Genomic DNA, 15020 nt, shown 5'->3' on the forward strand with positions numbered 1-15020 from the left:
ATGCGTTGCCAGGCACGCATGCGTTGCCGGGCACGCATTCCCTAAGGAAACTGACTGAAGAACGTCCAGATCGTCTCGGCGCCGTCGATGTCGCTGTTCTGTGGCCCGAGCAGGCTGGTTGCGACCTTGGGGAAGCGGGCGTCCGGAGCGAAGCCGGGCATGCGATGCCCACCATGGTTGACGCGATAGAGCACGACGTCGTGCCCCCTGGGGCAGCGCGAGGCGATCCGCGTGACCGTGGACTGGTCCGCGGGCACCCTGTCGGGCATTTCGGTCACGTTGGCATCATCGGCCTCGCAGCCGTTCAGCTTGCGCCAGAATGCCAGCGTCTCCTCGGTCGACCAGAACCCGTCTGCGGCAAAATAGCCCGATCCGCGTCCGCCCTCGTAGGGCACCAGCGGGTCGGCCGTGCCGTTCATGATCAGCATCGGCAGCGGCCGCGAGGGATGGCACGTGACCGCGGCTTCGTCGGTGAGGTTCATGATCACGCTCGCACCTGCCGTAAACAGATCGGCGCGGGCGCAGGCAAGCGTCATCGCCATGGCACCGCCATTGGAGATGCCGGCGACATAGACGCGGCCAGGGTCGGCCGTGCCGTTCGCCACCAGTTTCTCGACGAGCTTCGCGATGAAGGCGACGTCGTCGGTGCCCTCGGGCGGGCCACGGAGCGCGGGTCCCGCCTTCGTCCTCGCATCGGCCCAGGCATGGTTGAGCCCGTCCGGAAAGACCACCGCAAAACCTTCGCGCTTTGCGACCTGGGGCCACGCCGTCCGCGCGACCATGTCGGCGCCGCGCTGGGTCTTGCCATGCAGCACGACCACCAGCGGCACAAGTCGCTTGGCTGGCAGTTGCACGGTGTAGGACCGCATCACGCCGTTGACGTCGATGGTGTCGGCCGACGCCGCCGGGGCGGCGGCGAAGCCGGCGAGAAGCGCCCCGATATGCATCCACCGCCGCACGATCTACCCCACCGCCTTCGCCGCCGCGCGGCCCGCGTTGCGGCCCGAGAACAGGCAGCCGCCGAGGAAGGTGCCTTCGAGGGAGCGATAGCCGTGCACGCCGCCGCCGCCGAAGCCCGCGGCTTCGCCGACCGCATAGAGGCCGGGAATGACGCTGCCCTCGCTGCCGAACACGCGCGAGTCGAGATCGGTCTCGAAGCCGCCGAGCGTCTTGCGGGTGAGGATGTTGAGCTTGACCGCGATCAGCGGTCCGTGTGCTGGATCGAGGATGCGGTGCGGGGAGGCGGTGCGGATCAGCTTGTCGCCGATATAGCGACGCGCATTGTGGATGTTCATCACCTGCGCATCCTTGACGTAGGGATTGGCGATCTCGCGGTCGCGCGCCTCGATCTGCATCTTGATGTGCTCGAGCCTGAGGAGGTCGCTGCCGACGAGCTTGTTCATGGCCGCAACGAGATCGTCGATCTTGTCACGCACGATGAAGTCGACACCATGGCTTTTGAATGCTTCCACCGGCGCCGGCGCGCCCTTGTTGGTGGCGCGGCGCAGCGTCATGCGCCAGCTCTTGCCGGTGAGGTCAGGGTTCTGCTCCGAGCCCGATAGCGCGAACTCCTTCTTGATGATGCTCTGGGTCAGGATGAACCAGGAATAATCATAGCCCGTCGACATGATGTATTCGAGCTGGCCGAGCGTATCGGAGCCGGGGAATAGCGGCGCCGGCAGCCGCGTGCCCGTGGCGTCGAACCACATGGACGAGGGCCCCGGCAGGATGCGGATGCCGTGGCGTGGCCAGATCGGTGACCAGTTCTGGATGCCCTCGACGTAATGCCACATCCGGTCGCGGTTGATCAGCCGCGCGCCCGCCTTCTCCGTGATGCCGATCATGCGGCCGTCGACGTGTTCGGGCACGCCGGAGATCATGAATTTCGGCGGCTCGCCGAGTCGCTTGGGCCAGTTCTGCCGCACCAGCTCGTGATTGCCGCCGATGCCGCCGGAGGCGACGATCACGGCCTGCGCCTTCAGTGCAAACTCCCCGATGACATTGCGCGAGGAACTCTTGCCGCGCTCGACATCGTCAGGCGCGAGAACGGCGCCGCCGACGCCATCCACCGTGCCGTTGGTGATGGACAATGCGTCGACGCGGTGGCGGAATTTGAAGGTCAGGCGGCCGCTCTTCATCGCCTCGCGCGCGCGGCGCTCGAACGGCTCGACGATGCCGGGCCCGGTTCCCCAGGTGACGTGGAAGCGCGGCACCGAATTGCCGTGGCCCATCGCGTCATAGCCGCCGCGCTCGGCCCAGCCGACCACGGGAAAGATGCGATGCCCCATCGCGCGCAGCCAGTCACGCTTCTCGCCGGCCGCGAACGCCACATAGGCCTCGGCCCATTTGCGCGGCCAGTGATCCTCGTCGCGGTCGAAGCCGGCGGTTCCGAGCCAGTCCTGCATCGCGAGCTCGAAGGAATCCTTGATGCCGAGCCGGCGCTGCTCCGGCGAATCGACCAGGAACAGCCCGCCGAACGACCAGAACGCCTGGCCACCGAGCGACTGCTCGCCTTCCTGGTCGACCACGATCACGCGCTTGCCGGCATCCGCGATCTCGGTTGCGGCCACGAGGCCGGATAGTCCGGCGCCGACAACGACGACGTCTGTCTGTTCAGCCATAAGTTCCCCCCTGTAGTTGCCCGGATTGAAGCCAGCGGTTGTTACTGAGATCAAGGGTGTGGCGCGTAAGACATCATTAACTTGTTCCACTTTGAGATAGAGCCCGGCCAAGTGCAGCGCGGACGCAACACTGGATTTGAATTTGTTTTGAGCGAGCCGGCCTGCCTAGACAAAACCTTGGTTACGACGGACGCTAGCCGTGCATCACCACCTGACACGCAGATTCGAATTCGACTGGGGCGGGGGACAATGAAGTTTCTGACGGGGTTGCTGGCCGCGGTTGTGCTGATCGCTTGCATGGGGGCTTCTCACGCGGTGGTCCGGATCGCGGATGACCGCGGCGGCCGGATCGGAACCTACGTCGACAAATATCAGGACCTGCGGCAATCGGGCGAAACCGTCATCATCGACGGCCTCTGCGCCTCCGCCTGCACCATCGTCCTTGGCGCAATCCCGCGCGACCGCATCTGCGTGACCTCGAGCGCGACGCTGGGCTTCCACGCCGCCTGGGATTTCGGCGCCAATGGCCGCGCCGTCACCAATTCCGAAGCAACCCAGATGCTCTATGCGATGTACCCCTCGCAGGTGAGGCGCTGGATCAACCAGCGCGGCGGCCTGACCCCGCACATGCTCTTCCTGAGGGGCAAGCAGCTTCAGGCCATGTACAAGCCCTGCTACATGGACGCACAGGCCTCGACGATCAAGCCGACCCGCCGGTCTCTCCCGCAATCGGACGAGCTCGAGTCCGCTCGGGGCCAGCTCCTGCACTGACATCCTCGGCACGACGGGTTTGTTTCAGCCCGCCAGCGGCGCCTTGCCCGCAGGCGGGCTAAAGCTTATCTGAAAGCCTGGGAACCGGGGCCTTCGCCCCGATCATTGTCATGGCTCAACCAGTGCGCCCGGCCCATCCGTTACAGGACAATTCGTCCACTGCCGGCCGGACGCCGTCCGTGCTGCTGTTGGCTGGCACAGGTGTTGGCGGTCTGGTCGTGATTGGCGCGCTGGCGCTGTGGTTCCACTACGGCACCCAGGTGTTCTTCGAAATGATCAGGACCGGCTTCATTGCCTGCTTCTGACCCCCGACAGGAAGTCTTCCGCCCATGAGCTCCGCCGCCCGCCCGCTGGTGATCGCGACCGCATTCGCCGCAAGCCTTGTCGTCGGGCTGCTGATCATGTTCTGGGCCATGGGCGGGGTCGGCAAGGTGGCGCAGCCGGCTGCGATCGGCGGCCCGTTCCAGCTCACCGACCAGAACGGCAAGGCCGTCACCGACAAGAGCCTGAAGGGCAAGCCGACCCTGATCTTCTTCGGCTACACCCATTGCCCCGACGTCTGCCCGACCTCGCTGTTCGAGATCTCGGAAGTGCTGCGCGCGATGGGCAAGGACGCCGACAAGGTCAACGCCATCTTCATCTCGGTCGACCCCGAGCGGGACACGCCGGCGGCGATGAAGGACTATCTGTCGAGCTTCGATCCGCATCTCGAGGGCCTCAGCGGCGATCCCGCCGAGACCGCCAAGGTGATCACCTCCTACCGGGTCTATGCCAAGAAGGTCCCGACCAAGGACGGCGACTACACCATGGACCACACCGCGCTGATCTATCTGATGGACCGCGACGGCCGCTTCGTCTCGCCGTTCAACCTGAAACGGACGCCGGAAGAGGCCGCGGTCGAGCTGAAGCGGTATCTCTGAAGGCCGTTTTCGGGCCGCAGCTGCGTCCACATCGTCATGGCCGGGCTTGACCCGGCCATCCACGTTCTTGGGTTAGGCTAGAAAGTTCGTGGATGCCCGGGACAAGCCCGGGCATGACGACCGCCTGACCTTCACCGTGTCTGCAATCGGCGCTCGCGTTCCCGGGCGGATGGTCTATAAGGCCTCCGATCCCAACGAAATTCGTTCATTTCCGGCCGATGGCTCCATCGCAACAGGCGAAATCGTCCAAATCTGCCCGTGGCTTGCTGACAGGGCTGGCGGTCGGCGCCTGCCTGTTCGCAGCCCTGCCCGGCGCGAGGGCGCAGGCTCCGGCCAAGCAGCCACCGGCGGCAACTCAGGCAACCCCGCAGGTCGCGCCCCAGGCGGCCCCCCAGGCGGTGCCCGGCTTCTGGGACCCGCGGCGGCGGCCGGAGCGGCCGGACCTGTCGCGCCTGACCGTGATCCGCTTCTTGACCGAGACCGACTATCCGCCGTTCAACTACACCGGCGCCGACGGCAATCCGGCCGGCTTCAACGTCGATCTCGCCCGCGCGCTCTGCGAGGAGATCAAGGTCACCTGCACGGTGCAGATGCGCCGCTTCGAGACGCTGGTCGACGCGCTCACCTCGAACCGGGGCGATGCCATCATCGCCTCGATGGCGGTGAGCCCGCAGCTCCGTGCCCGCGTCGACTTCTCCGATCCCTATTACCGCGTGCCGGCGCGCTTCGCCTCGCGCAAGGATGCGGTGATGCCGGAGATCCGCCCGGAATATCTCGAGGGCAAGAAGGTGGGCGTGATCGGCGGCTCCGCGCATGAGGCCTATCTCAAGGCGATGTTCACCGACGCCGAGCTGCACCCCTATCCCAACGACGACGCGATGCGCGCCGCACTTCGCAAGGGCGAGGTCGACTTCATCTTCGGCGACGCCATCTCGCTCGCCTTCTGGATCAACGGCACGGATTCGGGCGATTGCTGCGCCTTCTCCGGCGGCCCCTTCGTCGAGAGCCGCTTCTTCGGCGAGGGCATCGGCATCGCCGTGCGCAAGGGCAACGACGTGCTGCGCCAGGCCCTGAACTGGGCCCTGTTCCGGGTCTGGGAAAAAGGCCGCTACACCGATCTGTGGCTGCGCTATTTTTCGGTGAGCCCGTTTTAGCCATTCAACCCCGTCATTCCGGGGCGCGCGAAGCGCGAACCCGGAATCTCGAGATTGTGGCGCGAGATTCCGGGTTCACACGCTGACGCGCGTGCCCCGGAATGACGATCAAGACCATTTTTGCATTCTGCCCGGAAATCGCTATTTTCCGCGGCCCGGAGGCCCCTGATGTCCGTTATCGATCTTGCCGCGAACCCGAGCGACCTGCGTGCGCTCGCCGAACAATCCAACGCCTGGCCGTTCGAGCAGGCGAAGGCCATTGTCGCGCGGCTGAAGAAAAGCCCGAAGGACGAGGTGCTGTTCGAGACCGGCTATGGCCCCTCGGGCCTGCCGCATATCGGCACGTTCGGCGAGGTCGCGCGCACCTCGATGGTGCGCCATGCCTTTCGCGTGCTGACCGAGGACAAGATCAAGACGCGCCTGCTCGCCTTCTCCGACGACATGGACGGGTTTCGCAAGGTGCCCGACAACGTGCCGAACAAGGATCTCTTGGCGCAATATCTGGGGCGGCCGCTCACGGCGGTGCCTGACCCGTTCTCGAACGAGCATCCGTCGTTCGGTGACGCCAACAATGCGCGCCTGCGCGCATTCCTGGATCATTTCGGTTTCGACTACGAGTTCGCAAGCTCGACCGTCTATTACAAGTCCGGCCGCTTCGACGCGACGCTGCTCAAGATGCTTGCCGCCTACGACAAGATCATGGACATCATCCTGCCGACGCTTGGGCCCGATCGCCGTGCGACCTATTCGCCGTTCCTGCCGATCAGCAAGACGTCAGGCGTCGTCCTGCAAGTGCCGATGATCCGCCGCGACGTCGCCGCGGGCACGGTGACCTATGTCGATCCAGACACCAACGAAGAAGTCGAAACGCCCGTCACCGGCGGAAACGTAAAATGCCAGTGGAAGGCCGACTGGGCGATGCGCTGGGTCGCGCTCGGCGTCGACTATGAGATGGCCGGCAAGGACCTGATCGATTCCGTGAAGCTGTCCGGCGCGATCGCCAGGGCGCTCGGCGCCACGCCGCCCGAGGGCTTCAACTACGAGCTCTTCCTCGACGAGAAGGGCCAGAAGATCTCGAAGTCGAAGGGCAACGGCCTCACCATCGACGAATGGCTGCGCTACGCTTCGCCGGAATCGCTGTCACTGTTCATGTACCGCGAGCCGAAGGCGGCGAAGCGGCTGTTTTTCGACGTCATCCCGCGCCAGGTCGACGACTATCAGCAGTTCGTCGACGGCTTTGCCAAGCAGGATGGCAAGCAGCAGCTTGGCAATCCGGTCTGGCATATTCACAACGGCAATCCGCCGAAGGGCGACATGCCCGTCACCTTCCAGCTTCTCTTGACGCTGGTGTCGTCGTCGAATGCGGAGAACGCAGAGACCCTGTGGGGCTTCATCGGCCGCTATCGCCCCGGCGTGTCGCCTCAGACGCATCCCAAGCTCGATGCGATGGTCGGTTACGCCATCAACTATTACCGCGACTTCGTGGCGCCGACGAAGCAGTTCCGCGAACCGACTGACACCGAGCGCGCCGCGCTCCAGGATCTGCGCGATGCGCTGTCGCAGTTGCCGCAGGATGCGTCGGCTGAGGACATCCAGAACGTCGTCTACGAGATCGGCCGCCGCGACCCGTTCCTCGACCAGGTCAAGAAGGGCAAGGACGGCCGTCCGGGCGTCACGCTCGACTGGTTCAACATGCTCTACCAGGTGCTGCTCGGCCAGGAGAAGGGCCCGCGCTTCGGCTCCTTCGTCGCGGTGTACGGCGTGCAGAACGCGGTCAACATGATCGACGGCGCGCTGGCGCGGAGCGCGTGAGGCAGGTGTAGCGGCGCAGCCCTAAAGCGGCTCGCCCGCCTTGGTCGTGAATTTGTAGACGCCATCTGGCCCGAGCACGGCGTGCATGTCGACGTCGGGATAGGTGATCACGTCGTCCGGCGTGCGGTCGCCGATCACGAGCAGTCTGACGTCGCGCGTGGTGCGATTGACGAAGCGGTGCGCATCGCCGCTGCCGGCGGGGAAGCCGGCGCACATTCCCGTCGTCAGCACCTGCGCGCCGGAATTGGTCTCGAGCACCACCTCGCCCTCGATCACGAAGACGAACTCGTCCTGGCGCGAATGCGCGTGACGGTACGAGGATTGCCCGCCCGGAATGATCCGGGTCAGGTTGACGCCGAAATTCTTCAACCCCGCATGCTCGCCGAGCCGGCGGTTGTAGCGCATCTGGTTGGCGGCCCGGTGCAGCTGCGGATAGCCGGTGAAATTGCTCTCGCTGACGTCCTCCGGATCGAATGCGGGGAGTCTCGGTTTCGATAGTGTGGTCATTTCGCTTTCTCGGTCAGGCCAGGAATCGGCTCGGCGCCCGCCGCGCAGAGCCTCCACAGTATCGCAGTAGGGCGCGTATTCCCCGGCAGTATTGGCCGAAATTGCGGCGTCAGCCGGCCCGCGCGGCCTGCGCAAACTGCAAGGGCGTGATGCCGTAGCAGCGCCTGAAATGCTTGTTGAGCGCGGCCTGGTCGCAGAATCCCGCCGCCAGCGCGCTGTCGGCCAGCGAATGGCCACGCTTCAAGAAACGGCAGGCGGCGTTGAGCCTGATGTGAACCAGATAGGCGTGCGGGGTGAGGCCAACCGTGCGCTTGAACAGCCCGATCAGCTGGAAACTGGTGAGGCCTGTGAGGTCGGCAAGCTGGTCCAGGCTCAGATTTTCGGCGTGACGCTCCCGCATCACGGCGATCAACCGTGTCACGATCGCGTCGCGGCCGGCAGGGATCTTGGTGCGGCGTCCGTCACCGTAGCGCTCGAACAGACGGCCGAAGGCATCGGCGACGAGCTCATCGGCCAAAAGGTCGTCCTGTTCGGTTTCCAGCACCCGGTGCAACCGGTCGAACCGCCCGATCAGATCGCCGTCGTCGAGCATGCTCTCCCGGAGGTGGGGCAGGGTGTCCGTGCCGAAGCGCCGCGCGAGCTCGCCGATTGCAGGCCGGGCGAGATAGAAGGCGCGATAGCGCCACCGTCCGCTATCGCCCATCCGTGCCGACTGCCGCTCGTCCGGATTGGAGACGAACAGCGTGGCGGCGCCGACCTTTCGCACGACATTGCGGTTGCGGATTTCGGCGCCGCCGGACTCGGTCACCGCGATCACATAGGCATCATGGGTGTGCGAACCGTAGTCGTGGTGACGGAAATCGGCGCGCAGCAGGCTCATGCCGGGAATCCGGCGGCTGTGCCAATAGCTCGTGTGGTTGCCAGTGTGCCGGCGCGCCATGGTCGGTCCGTGTGCTCCGTCTCTCGCACATCATGACGCGACGGGCCGTCCTGGACGAGAGGCAAAATCGGGATGGGAGCGTTGCCGCAATTTCGGCCAATACGGCGCCGGGGGTGTTCCCCGAGACTCGACCTTGCAAGTTTCGGAGAGAAGGATGATCGCTCGCATCTGGCGTGCGGCGGCCACGCGCGACAAGGCCGCCCTTTATCAGCATCACTTTGCAACCCGGGTGGTGCCGCACCTCCAGGCCATCGACGGCTTCGCCGGCGCCTCGCTGCTTCGCCGCGACGTCGAGGGCGGCGCTGAAGTGTTGGCCCTGACGCTGTGGCAGGATCTCGACAGCATCCGCGCCTTCACGGGGCCTGATCCGGGCAAAGCCATCGTTGATCCCGACGCGCAGGCCATGCTGACGAGCTTCGATGCCACCGCCGCCAACTACGAGGTCGTCGTGGAGGCCGGACCGGACATCGGAAGCGCTGCCGATCAGATCGAGCGCAGCACGTAGCGGCGGTTGTCCTTCTGCACCGGGCGCGCGTTCATCGGATAGAGCTTTGCGAAGGCGGCGACGTCGGCGGCCGCGACCTGGATCGGGGTGGCCAGCAGCAGCCATTCGACCACTTCCGAGCAGGGCGGCGTCGTCAGCGAACCGGGATAGCGGAAGTAGCTGAGCTTCGTTGGCAGCATGGCGTGGGGATCGATGCTCGCGTCGGCTTTCACCGCGGGGCCTTCCGCCGCCGGCATGGTCTTGACGATCTTGCCGAAGGCCGCGTTCGGCTTGCCCTCGGCCATCAGCACGCCGACCACAGCGAGACCGCCGGCATCGTTGCGATGGACGAAATGCGCCTCCATCGGAAAATTCTTGCCGCCGATCATGTGCTCGCTCGGCCGGTGGAAGTGCACCTGGAGCAGCTTGTATTTGACGTCGCCGAGCGTGAGCGTGCTGCCTTCGGCGAAGTTGAGCTGAATCGTGTGCCCGTTGTTGACGATGGTGTCGGCGCTCTTGCCCCAGTTCGGCTTCAGCATCGGCAATTGCGACTTGATCGTCGCCTCGATGTCGATCGGCGATTGTTGCAGGCCGACCGCGCAGGCCTTGTTGGCCGCGTCGAGATCGCCCCATTTGGCAGGCGCACCGGCGCCTTCATAGCTCCAATGCACGCCTTCGGCGGCGAAGGCCGGCTTGCAGACCGGACAAAGCGCGAGACCCGCGAGGGCCTTCAATGCGTGACGGCGATTCATCATATTCCCCCCAAGATGAATTTGATCGGCGATGCGCGCGCAACCTAGGCGAGGGCCGCGGTGAGTCGCAACGGCGATCTCGCCGCGAACCTATTGGCGCGCCCACACGATCCGCGCGATCCAGCCGACGTCGCTCGCCGCCATCGTCCGCTCGGCTTGCGAGGCATCGAGCGGCTGCAATTCCACTGCCTTTGCCGTGCGGCGCTTCAAGGTTGCGACGGTCACCTCGCCCGCCTTGGTCTTCACCACGACGCGATCCCCCTTGCGGATCGGTGAGCCGGGTGAGACCAGGATGATGTCGCCGTCGCGATAGGTCGGGGCAAGCGCATCGCCGGCAATCTCCAGCGCAAATGTCTGCCTGTCGTCGGCGATGGGAAGCGCGACCTCGGTCCAGCCCTTGCCGGATGGACGGCCGGCCTCGTCGAAAGCGCCGCTCGCGCCGGCCTGTGCGAAGCCGAGCAGCGGTACCGAGCGGCCGTCGCCTGCCTCGTCGTCGATCAGTCTTGCAAAGGTGTCGATCGAGGCGCCGGTCGCTGTCAGCGCTTTCGCGATCGATTCGGTCGAGGGCCAGCGCTCGCGGCCGTCCGAGGTGATCCGCTTGGACCTGTTGAAAGTGGTGGGGTCGAGCCCGGCCCGCTTGGCGAGGCCGGACGGAGACAGCCCGGCACGCGCCGCCAGCCGATCCAGCGCGACCCAGATCTGGTCGTGAGTGAGTATCCTCTGCGCTTTGGCCTGCCTGACCATGGAAGGTCCAGCCCGTCGCAACTCAGGAAAACTGTCCTCAAATCAACCGGTTTTCCGATTTTCGCGCAAGAGGCGGCGGGGGAAGCGTTTTCAAGCGAAGGTCGATACCGGTTTGCGTCAAGAAACCGCGTCAAAACAAGAATTTAGACCCCGTTCCGATTTCATCGGAACGGAATAGGCTCTAAGTCTTGAGTTCGGAAGGGGCCGCCTTTACGGTCGCGCCGGGTTTTGAGACCCGCAAGAGACGAAAAACCCCAAGAGACTCAACGAGCTGACTCAAAGAGCAAACAGGGCTCCACATCAGGTGGTCAAGATCTACAAAATCTGTCCGGCCTCGGCCTGGCGCGAGGCGGAACGGCAGGGCGTGTACCGCGGCAGCGCGGACGACGCGCGCGACGGTTTCATCCATTTCTCGACGGCCGCCCAGGTTCCCGAGACCTTGCGCAAGCATTATTTCGGGCAGCGCGCGCTGTTCCTGGTCGAGGTCGACGGCGATGCGCTCGGCAGCGAATTGCGCTGGGAGCGCTCGCGCAATGAGGAGCTGTTTCCGCATCTCTATGGCGAGCTCGATGTCGGCGCCGTCATCTCGGTGGCGAGCCTCAACATGCGCTCGGACGGCGGCCACGACGTGCCGGAGCTTGCCCCGTGATCCGCGCCTTCGATGCTCTTTCGCTGCCGGTGCTGCGCTGGCTCGATCCGGAGGATGCGCATCGCCTGGCGATCCAGGGCCTGCGCTTCCTGCCGCCGGTCAAGCCGCGCGCTGACGATCCCAAGCTCGCGGTGCGCGCCTTCGGGCTCAACTTTCCCAATCCGATCGGCATGGCCGCGGGCTTCGACAAGAGCGCGGAGGTGCCGGATGCGCTGCTGCGCCTCGGCTTCGGCTTCGTCGAGATCGGCTCGGTGACGCCGAAGCCGCAAAGCGGCAATCCACGGCCGCGGCTGTTCCGGCTCGAGCGCGACGAGGCCGTCATCAACCGCATGGGCTTCAACAATGACGGCGCGGATGTCGCGCTGCGCCGGCTCGCCGCGCGCGCGCAGCACGGCGGCATCGTCGGCGTCAATGTCGGCGCCAACAAGGATTCGCCGGACCGCGTTGCGGATTACGTCAAGCTGATCGAGGCCTTTGCGCCGGTCGCGAGCTATTTCACCATCAACGTCTCCTCGCCGAACACGCCGGGCCTGCGCAATCTGCAGGAGGGCGCGCTGCTCGACGACCTCCTCGCAAGGGTGATCGACGCGCGCGAGCGGGTGCGCCAGAAGGCCGGCGACACGCCGGTGCTGCTGAAGATCGCGCCGGATTTGAGCCTTGCCCAGCTCGATGACGTCGTGCAGGTCGCGCGCTCGCGCCGGGTCGACGGCATGATCGTGTCGAACACGACGATCGCGCGGCCGAGCACGCTGCGCGAGCAGATGCGGGCGAAGGAGCAGGGCGGCCTGTCGGGCCGGCCGCTGTTCCGCCTGTCGACGCGCATGGTCGCGGAGACCTATGTGCGCGTCGAGGGCGCGTTCCCGCTGGTCGGCGTCGGCGGCGTCGATTCGGGCGGCGCCGCGCTGACGAAGATCCGCGCCGGCGCGAGCCTGATCCAGCTCTATTCGTCGCTGGTCTACAAGGGCCTCGGCCTCGTCGAGGAGATCAAGCGCGACCTCACCTCGACCTTGCTGCGCACCGGCCGGGATTCGCTCGCCGACATCGTCGGCGCGGATGCCGCAACGCTGACGGCGGAAGACTGGCCGGGGATGTAGCTCTTCGCCTCTCCCCGCTTGCGGGGAGAGGCCGGATTGCATCGAAGGTGCAATCCGGGTGAGGGGGACTCTCCGCGAGTCTCACTCTCACCGCCCCTGCCGAGACTCCCCCTCATCCCGACCTTCTCCCCGCAAGCGGGGAGAAGGAGAAGAAAACGTCGCCCCATACAGCGCCGGATAGCGCGCGCCCTGCAAGCCGCCGCGGGCGACATAGAACGCGATCAGTGCGCACCATAGCCCGGCATTGCCGAGGGATTGCAGCGCCCACCAGGTGATGAGGAAGATCGCCAGCGAGGCCAGCATGAGATTGCGCATCTCGCGCGCCCAGGTCGCGCCGACATAAATGCCGTCGAAGCCGAACGCGAACACGCCGGGCACCGGCGCCAGCACGATGAACGGCAGGAACTCGCGCGCGGCCCGCCGGACGTCTTCGCTCGCGGTCATGACATTGATCAGCGCCGTTCCGAACAATGCGAACAGCACCGCCACCACCAGCGCGAAGCCGAGCCCCCACGCGAGCACCAGCCGGGTCGAATCCGAAAAGCCTCGTGCATCGCGCGCGCCAAAGGTGCGGCCGCAGAGCTGCTGGGCTGCGTTGGCAAGGCCGTCGAGGAAGAAGGCGCTGACCAGCAGGAAATTGTTGAGCACGGAGTTCGCGGCCAGCGTGACGTCGCCGGCGCGCGCGCCCTTGGCGGTGAAGAACAGGAACACGGCGATCAGCGCCGCGGTGCGGATCATGATGTCGGAGTTCACCGCCAGCAGCCGCATCAGTTTTGCCTGGTCGAACAGCGTGGCAAGGGGCACCGCAAAGCCGCCATCAGCATAGCGCCGGCAGACGATCACGCCGAGCAAGAAGCCAATCGTCTCCGAGAGCAGTGCTGCGATCGCCGCGCCTGCGATGCCGGTGTCGTAGACCAGCACCAGCAGGATCGTCGCAGCCATGTTGATGAGGTTGATGACGACCTGCAGCAGCAGCGCCGGATTGGCGCGGGCCTGTCCCACCAGCCAGCCGAGGATGACGTAGTTGGCGAAGGCCAGCGGCGACGACCAGATCCTGATCATGAAATAGGTCTTGGCGGCGCGCGTGACGCCCTCGCTGCCGCCCATCAGGTCGAACAGCCCGGCCGCCAGCGGCAGCTGCAGCGCGATCAGCACCGCCCCGATCAGGCCCGCGACGATGAAGCCGCGCATCAGGATGGCGGTCAGCTCGCGCGTCTCGCCGGCGCCCAGGGCCTGCGCGGTGAAGGCGAGCGTGCTCATGCGCAGGAAGCCGAACAGCCAGAACAGGCAATCGAAGATGACGGAGGCCATCGCCACGCCGCCGAGCAGCGTGGCATCGTCCAGCCGCCCGATCGCCGTGGTCGAGACCACGCCGATCAGCGGCGTGGTGAGGTTCGCGACCATCGCGGGACCCGCGATGGCGAAGACCTGGCGGGATCCGATCTTGAGGGGAACGGGCGCGTGCATGTCAGAACACGAGCACCATGCCGTCTTCGGCGGCGAGATGTTCGATATCGACGAGGCGCGACAGCATGTCGTCGCTCATGTGGGTGAGGACGAGGCGTTTTGCGCCAATTGCCGGCAAATGCTGTTCCAAGGTCTTCAGGCTGAGATGGTTCTTGACCACCTTCTCGTACATATAGGCTTCCGCGATGAAAAGGTCCGCGCCATGCGCCAGCGGAATGAGCGTCTCCGTCCATTCGGTGTCGGCGCTGTAGGCGAGCGTGCGGCCCTCGGTCTCGATGCGGTAGGCCAGGAACGGCCCGCCGGATTCGCCGTGCACGACCGGGTAGGGCGTCACCGTCACCGCGCCGAAGTTGCGGCTTTGCTCGGGCGCGAGTTCGACGACGGCGAGCTCGAAGCGCTGCCTGGTCTTCGAGGAATGCTCGAACAAGACCTCCATCACCTCCCGCAGCCGCGTCTCGATGCCTTGCGGGCCCGCGATCGTCAGCGGTCGCGTCCGCCGCGAGAACTGCGCGTCGAGCAGGAAGAAGGGCAGGCCTGCAAAATGGTCGCCGTGGAAATGCGTGATCAGGATCAGATCGATGTCGTTCCGATCGATCTCGAGTCGCTTCAGCGCCGGCAAAGCCGACGCGCCGCAATCGATCAGGAAGTTGGCTTCGCGCCCCGCAACGTGGAAGCAGGTGTTGAGCCTGCCGCCCGAGCCGAAGGCGTCGCCGCAGCCGACAAAGCGTAGTTGCATCGGCTGCGGGCTCCCTGAGCTTGACCCGGACCTAGCGGCGCGGCGCGCCGAAGACGCGCGACAGCAGCCAGATCGGGATCACGATGACCGCGCCGAGCAGGAAGTAGCGCCACAGCCAGTTGATGGTATCGAAGCCGAGATCCCACAGCCGCTGGAACAGGAGGCGAATGCTGTGGATGATGTTCCAGGGATCGAAGCCGATCGCCGCCAGCACGACGCCGACCAGGATCGAGAGCAGGACCAGGCGAAATGCGACCGCCAGCGGCGAGCCGCCGAGAAAGCGGTTCAGCCCGTCGCTGCGGCCGGCCGGCAAATCTCTGACGTCTTGGACCATCTGGAAACTCCTCGGGGATTCGACCCCCATTATAC

At 65.6% G+C, this 15020-nt stretch carries 17 protein-coding genes; 8 read left to right on the forward strand and 9 right to left on the reverse strand.

The window, feature by feature from the left end; translation table 11 throughout:
- Nucleotides 1-41: 41 nt before the first annotated feature.
- Together A3M7_RS0101610 and A3M7_RS0101615 are read right to left on the reverse strand one after the other, a co-directional pair.
- On the reverse strand, nucleotides 42-959 hold the full coding sequence (locus A3M7_RS0101610; RefSeq protein ID WP_027542343.1) for a PHB depolymerase family esterase: 918 nt from the start codon (nucleotides 957-959) through the stop codon (nucleotides 42-44).
- 3 nt (nucleotides 960-962) lie between these two features.
- Nucleotides 963-2621 carry an FAD-binding dehydrogenase gene (locus tag A3M7_RS0101615; protein ID WP_027542344.1) on the reverse strand — a complete coding sequence of 553 codons (1659 nt, stop codon included), beginning with the start codon at nucleotides 2619-2621 and terminating at the stop codon, nucleotides 963-965.
- Nucleotides 2622-2870: 249 nt separating this feature from the next.
- Here A3M7_RS0101615 and A3M7_RS0101620 point away from each other — a divergent pair, with 249 nt between their 5' ends.
- The 5 genes from A3M7_RS0101620 to A3M7_RS0101640 all read left to right on the forward strand — a co-directional run bounded on the left by A3M7_RS0101620 (nucleotide 2871) and on the right by A3M7_RS0101640 (nucleotide 7278).
- Complete coding sequence (locus tag A3M7_RS0101620) at nucleotides 2871-3392, forward strand: hypothetical protein (RefSeq protein ID WP_027542345.1); 522 nt, start codon at nucleotides 2871-2873, stop codon at nucleotides 3390-3392.
- A gap of 110 nt (nucleotides 3393-3502) precedes the next feature.
- A complete protein-coding gene (locus A3M7_RS0101625) occupies nucleotides 3503-3697 on the forward strand; it encodes a hypothetical protein (RefSeq protein ID WP_027542346.1) in 195 nt (64 codons plus the stop codon).
- Between the two features lie 24 nt (nucleotides 3698-3721).
- The gene (locus tag A3M7_RS0101630; protein ID WP_027542347.1) at nucleotides 3722-4312 is read left to right on the forward strand and encodes an SCO family protein; all 591 of its coding nucleotides are present in this window, start codon (nucleotides 3722-3724) and stop codon (nucleotides 4310-4312) included.
- Between the two features lie 218 nt (nucleotides 4313-4530).
- Nucleotides 4531-5466, forward strand: coding sequence for a transporter substrate-binding domain-containing protein (locus A3M7_RS0101635; protein WP_027542348.1), 936 nt, complete (start codon nucleotides 4531-4533; stop codon nucleotides 5464-5466).
- A 168-nt stretch (nucleotides 5467-5634) separates the two neighbouring features.
- Complete coding sequence (locus A3M7_RS0101640; RefSeq protein ID WP_027542349.1) at nucleotides 5635-7278, forward strand: lysine--tRNA ligase; 1644 nt, start codon at nucleotides 5635-5637, stop codon at nucleotides 7276-7278.
- A gap of 21 nt (nucleotides 7279-7299) precedes the next feature.
- On the opposite strand, the gene A3M7_RS0101645 is transcribed toward A3M7_RS0101640, so the two are convergent.
- Both A3M7_RS0101645 and A3M7_RS0101650 read right to left on the reverse strand, forming a co-directional pair.
- Nucleotides 7300-7785 carry a cupin domain-containing protein gene (locus A3M7_RS0101645; RefSeq protein ID WP_084301488.1) on the reverse strand — a complete coding sequence of 162 codons (486 nt, stop codon included), beginning with the start codon at nucleotides 7783-7785 and terminating at the stop codon, nucleotides 7300-7302.
- Between the two features lie 109 nt (nucleotides 7786-7894).
- Nucleotides 7895-8725, reverse strand: a complete 831-nt coding sequence (locus A3M7_RS0101650) for an AraC family transcriptional regulator (RefSeq protein ID WP_027542351.1) — start codon at nucleotides 8723-8725, stop codon at nucleotides 7895-7897.
- Nucleotides 8726-8879: 154 nt separating this feature from the next.
- On the opposite strand from A3M7_RS0101650, the gene A3M7_RS0101655 reads away from it, so the two are divergent.
- Nucleotides 8880-9230 (forward strand): antibiotic biosynthesis monooxygenase, encoded by a 351-nt coding sequence (locus A3M7_RS0101655; protein WP_027542352.1) that lies wholly within the window; start codon nucleotides 8880-8882, stop codon nucleotides 9228-9230.
- On the opposite strand, the gene A3M7_RS0101660 is transcribed toward A3M7_RS0101655, so the two are convergent.
- Nucleotides 9209-9961: a carbonic anhydrase gene (locus tag A3M7_RS0101660; RefSeq protein ID WP_027542353.1), complete on the reverse strand. Its 753-nt coding sequence runs from the start codon at nucleotides 9959-9961 to the stop codon at nucleotides 9209-9211. The two genes, A3M7_RS0101655 and A3M7_RS0101660, sit on opposite strands and share 22 nt — an antisense overlap.
- Nucleotides 9962-10051: 90 nt before the next feature.
- Complete coding sequence (locus A3M7_RS0101665) at nucleotides 10052-10705, reverse strand: helix-turn-helix transcriptional regulator (protein WP_027542354.1); 654 nt, start codon at nucleotides 10703-10705, stop codon at nucleotides 10052-10054.
- A gap of 304 nt (nucleotides 10706-11009) precedes the next feature.
- Between A3M7_RS0101665 and A3M7_RS0101670 the strand changes: the two genes are divergently transcribed.
- Both A3M7_RS0101670 and A3M7_RS0101675 read left to right on the forward strand, forming a co-directional pair.
- Nucleotides 11010-11354, forward strand: a complete 345-nt coding sequence (locus tag A3M7_RS0101670; RefSeq protein ID WP_027542355.1) for a DUF952 domain-containing protein — start codon at nucleotides 11010-11012, stop codon at nucleotides 11352-11354.
- Nucleotides 11351-12448, forward strand: a complete 1098-nt coding sequence (locus tag A3M7_RS0101675; protein ID WP_027542356.1) for a quinone-dependent dihydroorotate dehydrogenase — start codon at nucleotides 11351-11353, stop codon at nucleotides 12446-12448. The genes A3M7_RS0101670 and A3M7_RS0101675 overlap by 4 nt, the downstream gene beginning before the upstream one ends.
- Before the next feature lie 87 nt (nucleotides 12449-12535).
- On the opposite strand, the gene A3M7_RS0101680 is transcribed toward A3M7_RS0101675, so the two are convergent.
- From A3M7_RS0101680 to A3M7_RS0101690, 3 genes are read right to left on the reverse strand one after another with little or no spacing between them, the layout of a single operon-like run.
- Complete coding sequence (locus A3M7_RS0101680; RefSeq protein ID WP_027542357.1) at nucleotides 12536-13915, reverse strand: MATE family efflux transporter; 1380 nt, start codon at nucleotides 13913-13915, stop codon at nucleotides 12536-12538.
- A 1-nt stretch (nucleotide 13916) separates the two neighbouring features.
- The gene (locus A3M7_RS0101685; protein WP_027542358.1) at nucleotides 13917-14651 is read right to left on the reverse strand and encodes an MBL fold metallo-hydrolase; all 735 of its coding nucleotides are present in this window, start codon (nucleotides 14649-14651) and stop codon (nucleotides 13917-13919) included.
- Nucleotides 14652-14682: 31 nt separating this feature from the next.
- Entirely contained in the window at nucleotides 14683-14985 is a 303-nt protein-coding gene (locus A3M7_RS0101690) for a DUF6460 domain-containing protein (RefSeq protein WP_027542359.1), read from the reverse strand.
- Nucleotides 14986-15020: the final 35 nt, after the last annotated feature.

It is taken from the genome of Bradyrhizobium sp. WSM2254 (assembly GCF_000472645.1).
In the GTDB taxonomy this organism is placed as follows: Bacteria; Pseudomonadota; Alphaproteobacteria; order Rhizobiales; family Xanthobacteraceae; genus Bradyrhizobium; species Bradyrhizobium niftali.

Bases quoted from the DNA above. Each gene is read 5' to 3' on its own strand.
- A3M7_RS0101615 (WP_027542344.1), bottom strand. From the start codon at position 2,621: ATGGCTGAACAGACAGACGTCGTCGTTGTCGGCGCCGGACTATCCGGC.
- A3M7_RS0101620 (WP_027542345.1), top strand. From the start codon at position 2,871: ATGAAGTTTCTGACGGGGTTGCTGGCCGCGGTTGTGCTGATCGCTTGC.
- A3M7_RS0101625 (WP_027542346.1), top strand. From the start codon at position 3,503: ATGGCTCAACCAGTGCGCCCGGCCCATCCGTTACAGGACAATTCGTCC.
- A3M7_RS0101630 (WP_027542347.1), top strand. From the start codon at position 3,722: ATGAGCTCCGCCGCCCGCCCGCTGGTGATCGCGACCGCATTCGCCGCA.
- A3M7_RS0101635 (WP_027542348.1), top strand. From the start codon at position 4,531: ATGGCTCCATCGCAACAGGCGAAATCGTCCAAATCTGCCCGTGGCTTG.
- A3M7_RS0101640 (WP_027542349.1), top strand. From the start codon at position 5,635: ATGTCCGTTATCGATCTTGCCGCGAACCCGAGCGACCTGCGTGCGCTC.
- A3M7_RS0101645 (WP_084301488.1), bottom strand. From the start codon at position 7,785: ATGACCACACTATCGAAACCGAGACTCCCCGCATTCGATCCGGAGGAC.
- A3M7_RS0101650 (WP_027542351.1), bottom strand. From the start codon at position 8,725: ATGGCGCGCCGGCACACTGGCAACCACACGAGCTATTGGCACAGCCGC.
- A3M7_RS0101655 (WP_027542352.1), top strand. From the start codon at position 8,880: ATGATCGCTCGCATCTGGCGTGCGGCGGCCACGCGCGACAAGGCCGCC.
- A3M7_RS0101660 (WP_027542353.1), bottom strand. From the start codon at position 9,961: ATGAATCGCCGTCACGCATTGAAGGCCCTCGCGGGTCTCGCGCTTTGT.
- A3M7_RS0101665 (WP_027542354.1), bottom strand. From the start codon at position 10,705: ATGGTCAGGCAGGCCAAAGCGCAGAGGATACTCACTCACGACCAGATC.
- A3M7_RS0101680 (WP_027542357.1), bottom strand. From the start codon at position 13,915: ATGCACGCGCCCGTTCCCCTCAAGATCGGATCCCGCCAGGTCTTCGCC.
- A3M7_RS0101685 (WP_027542358.1), bottom strand. From the start codon at position 14,651: ATGCAACTACGCTTTGTCGGCTGCGGCGACGCCTTCGGCTCGGGCGGC.
- A3M7_RS0101690 (WP_027542359.1), bottom strand. From the start codon at position 14,985: ATGGTCCAAGACGTCAGAGATTTGCCGGCCGGCCGCAGCGACGGGCTG.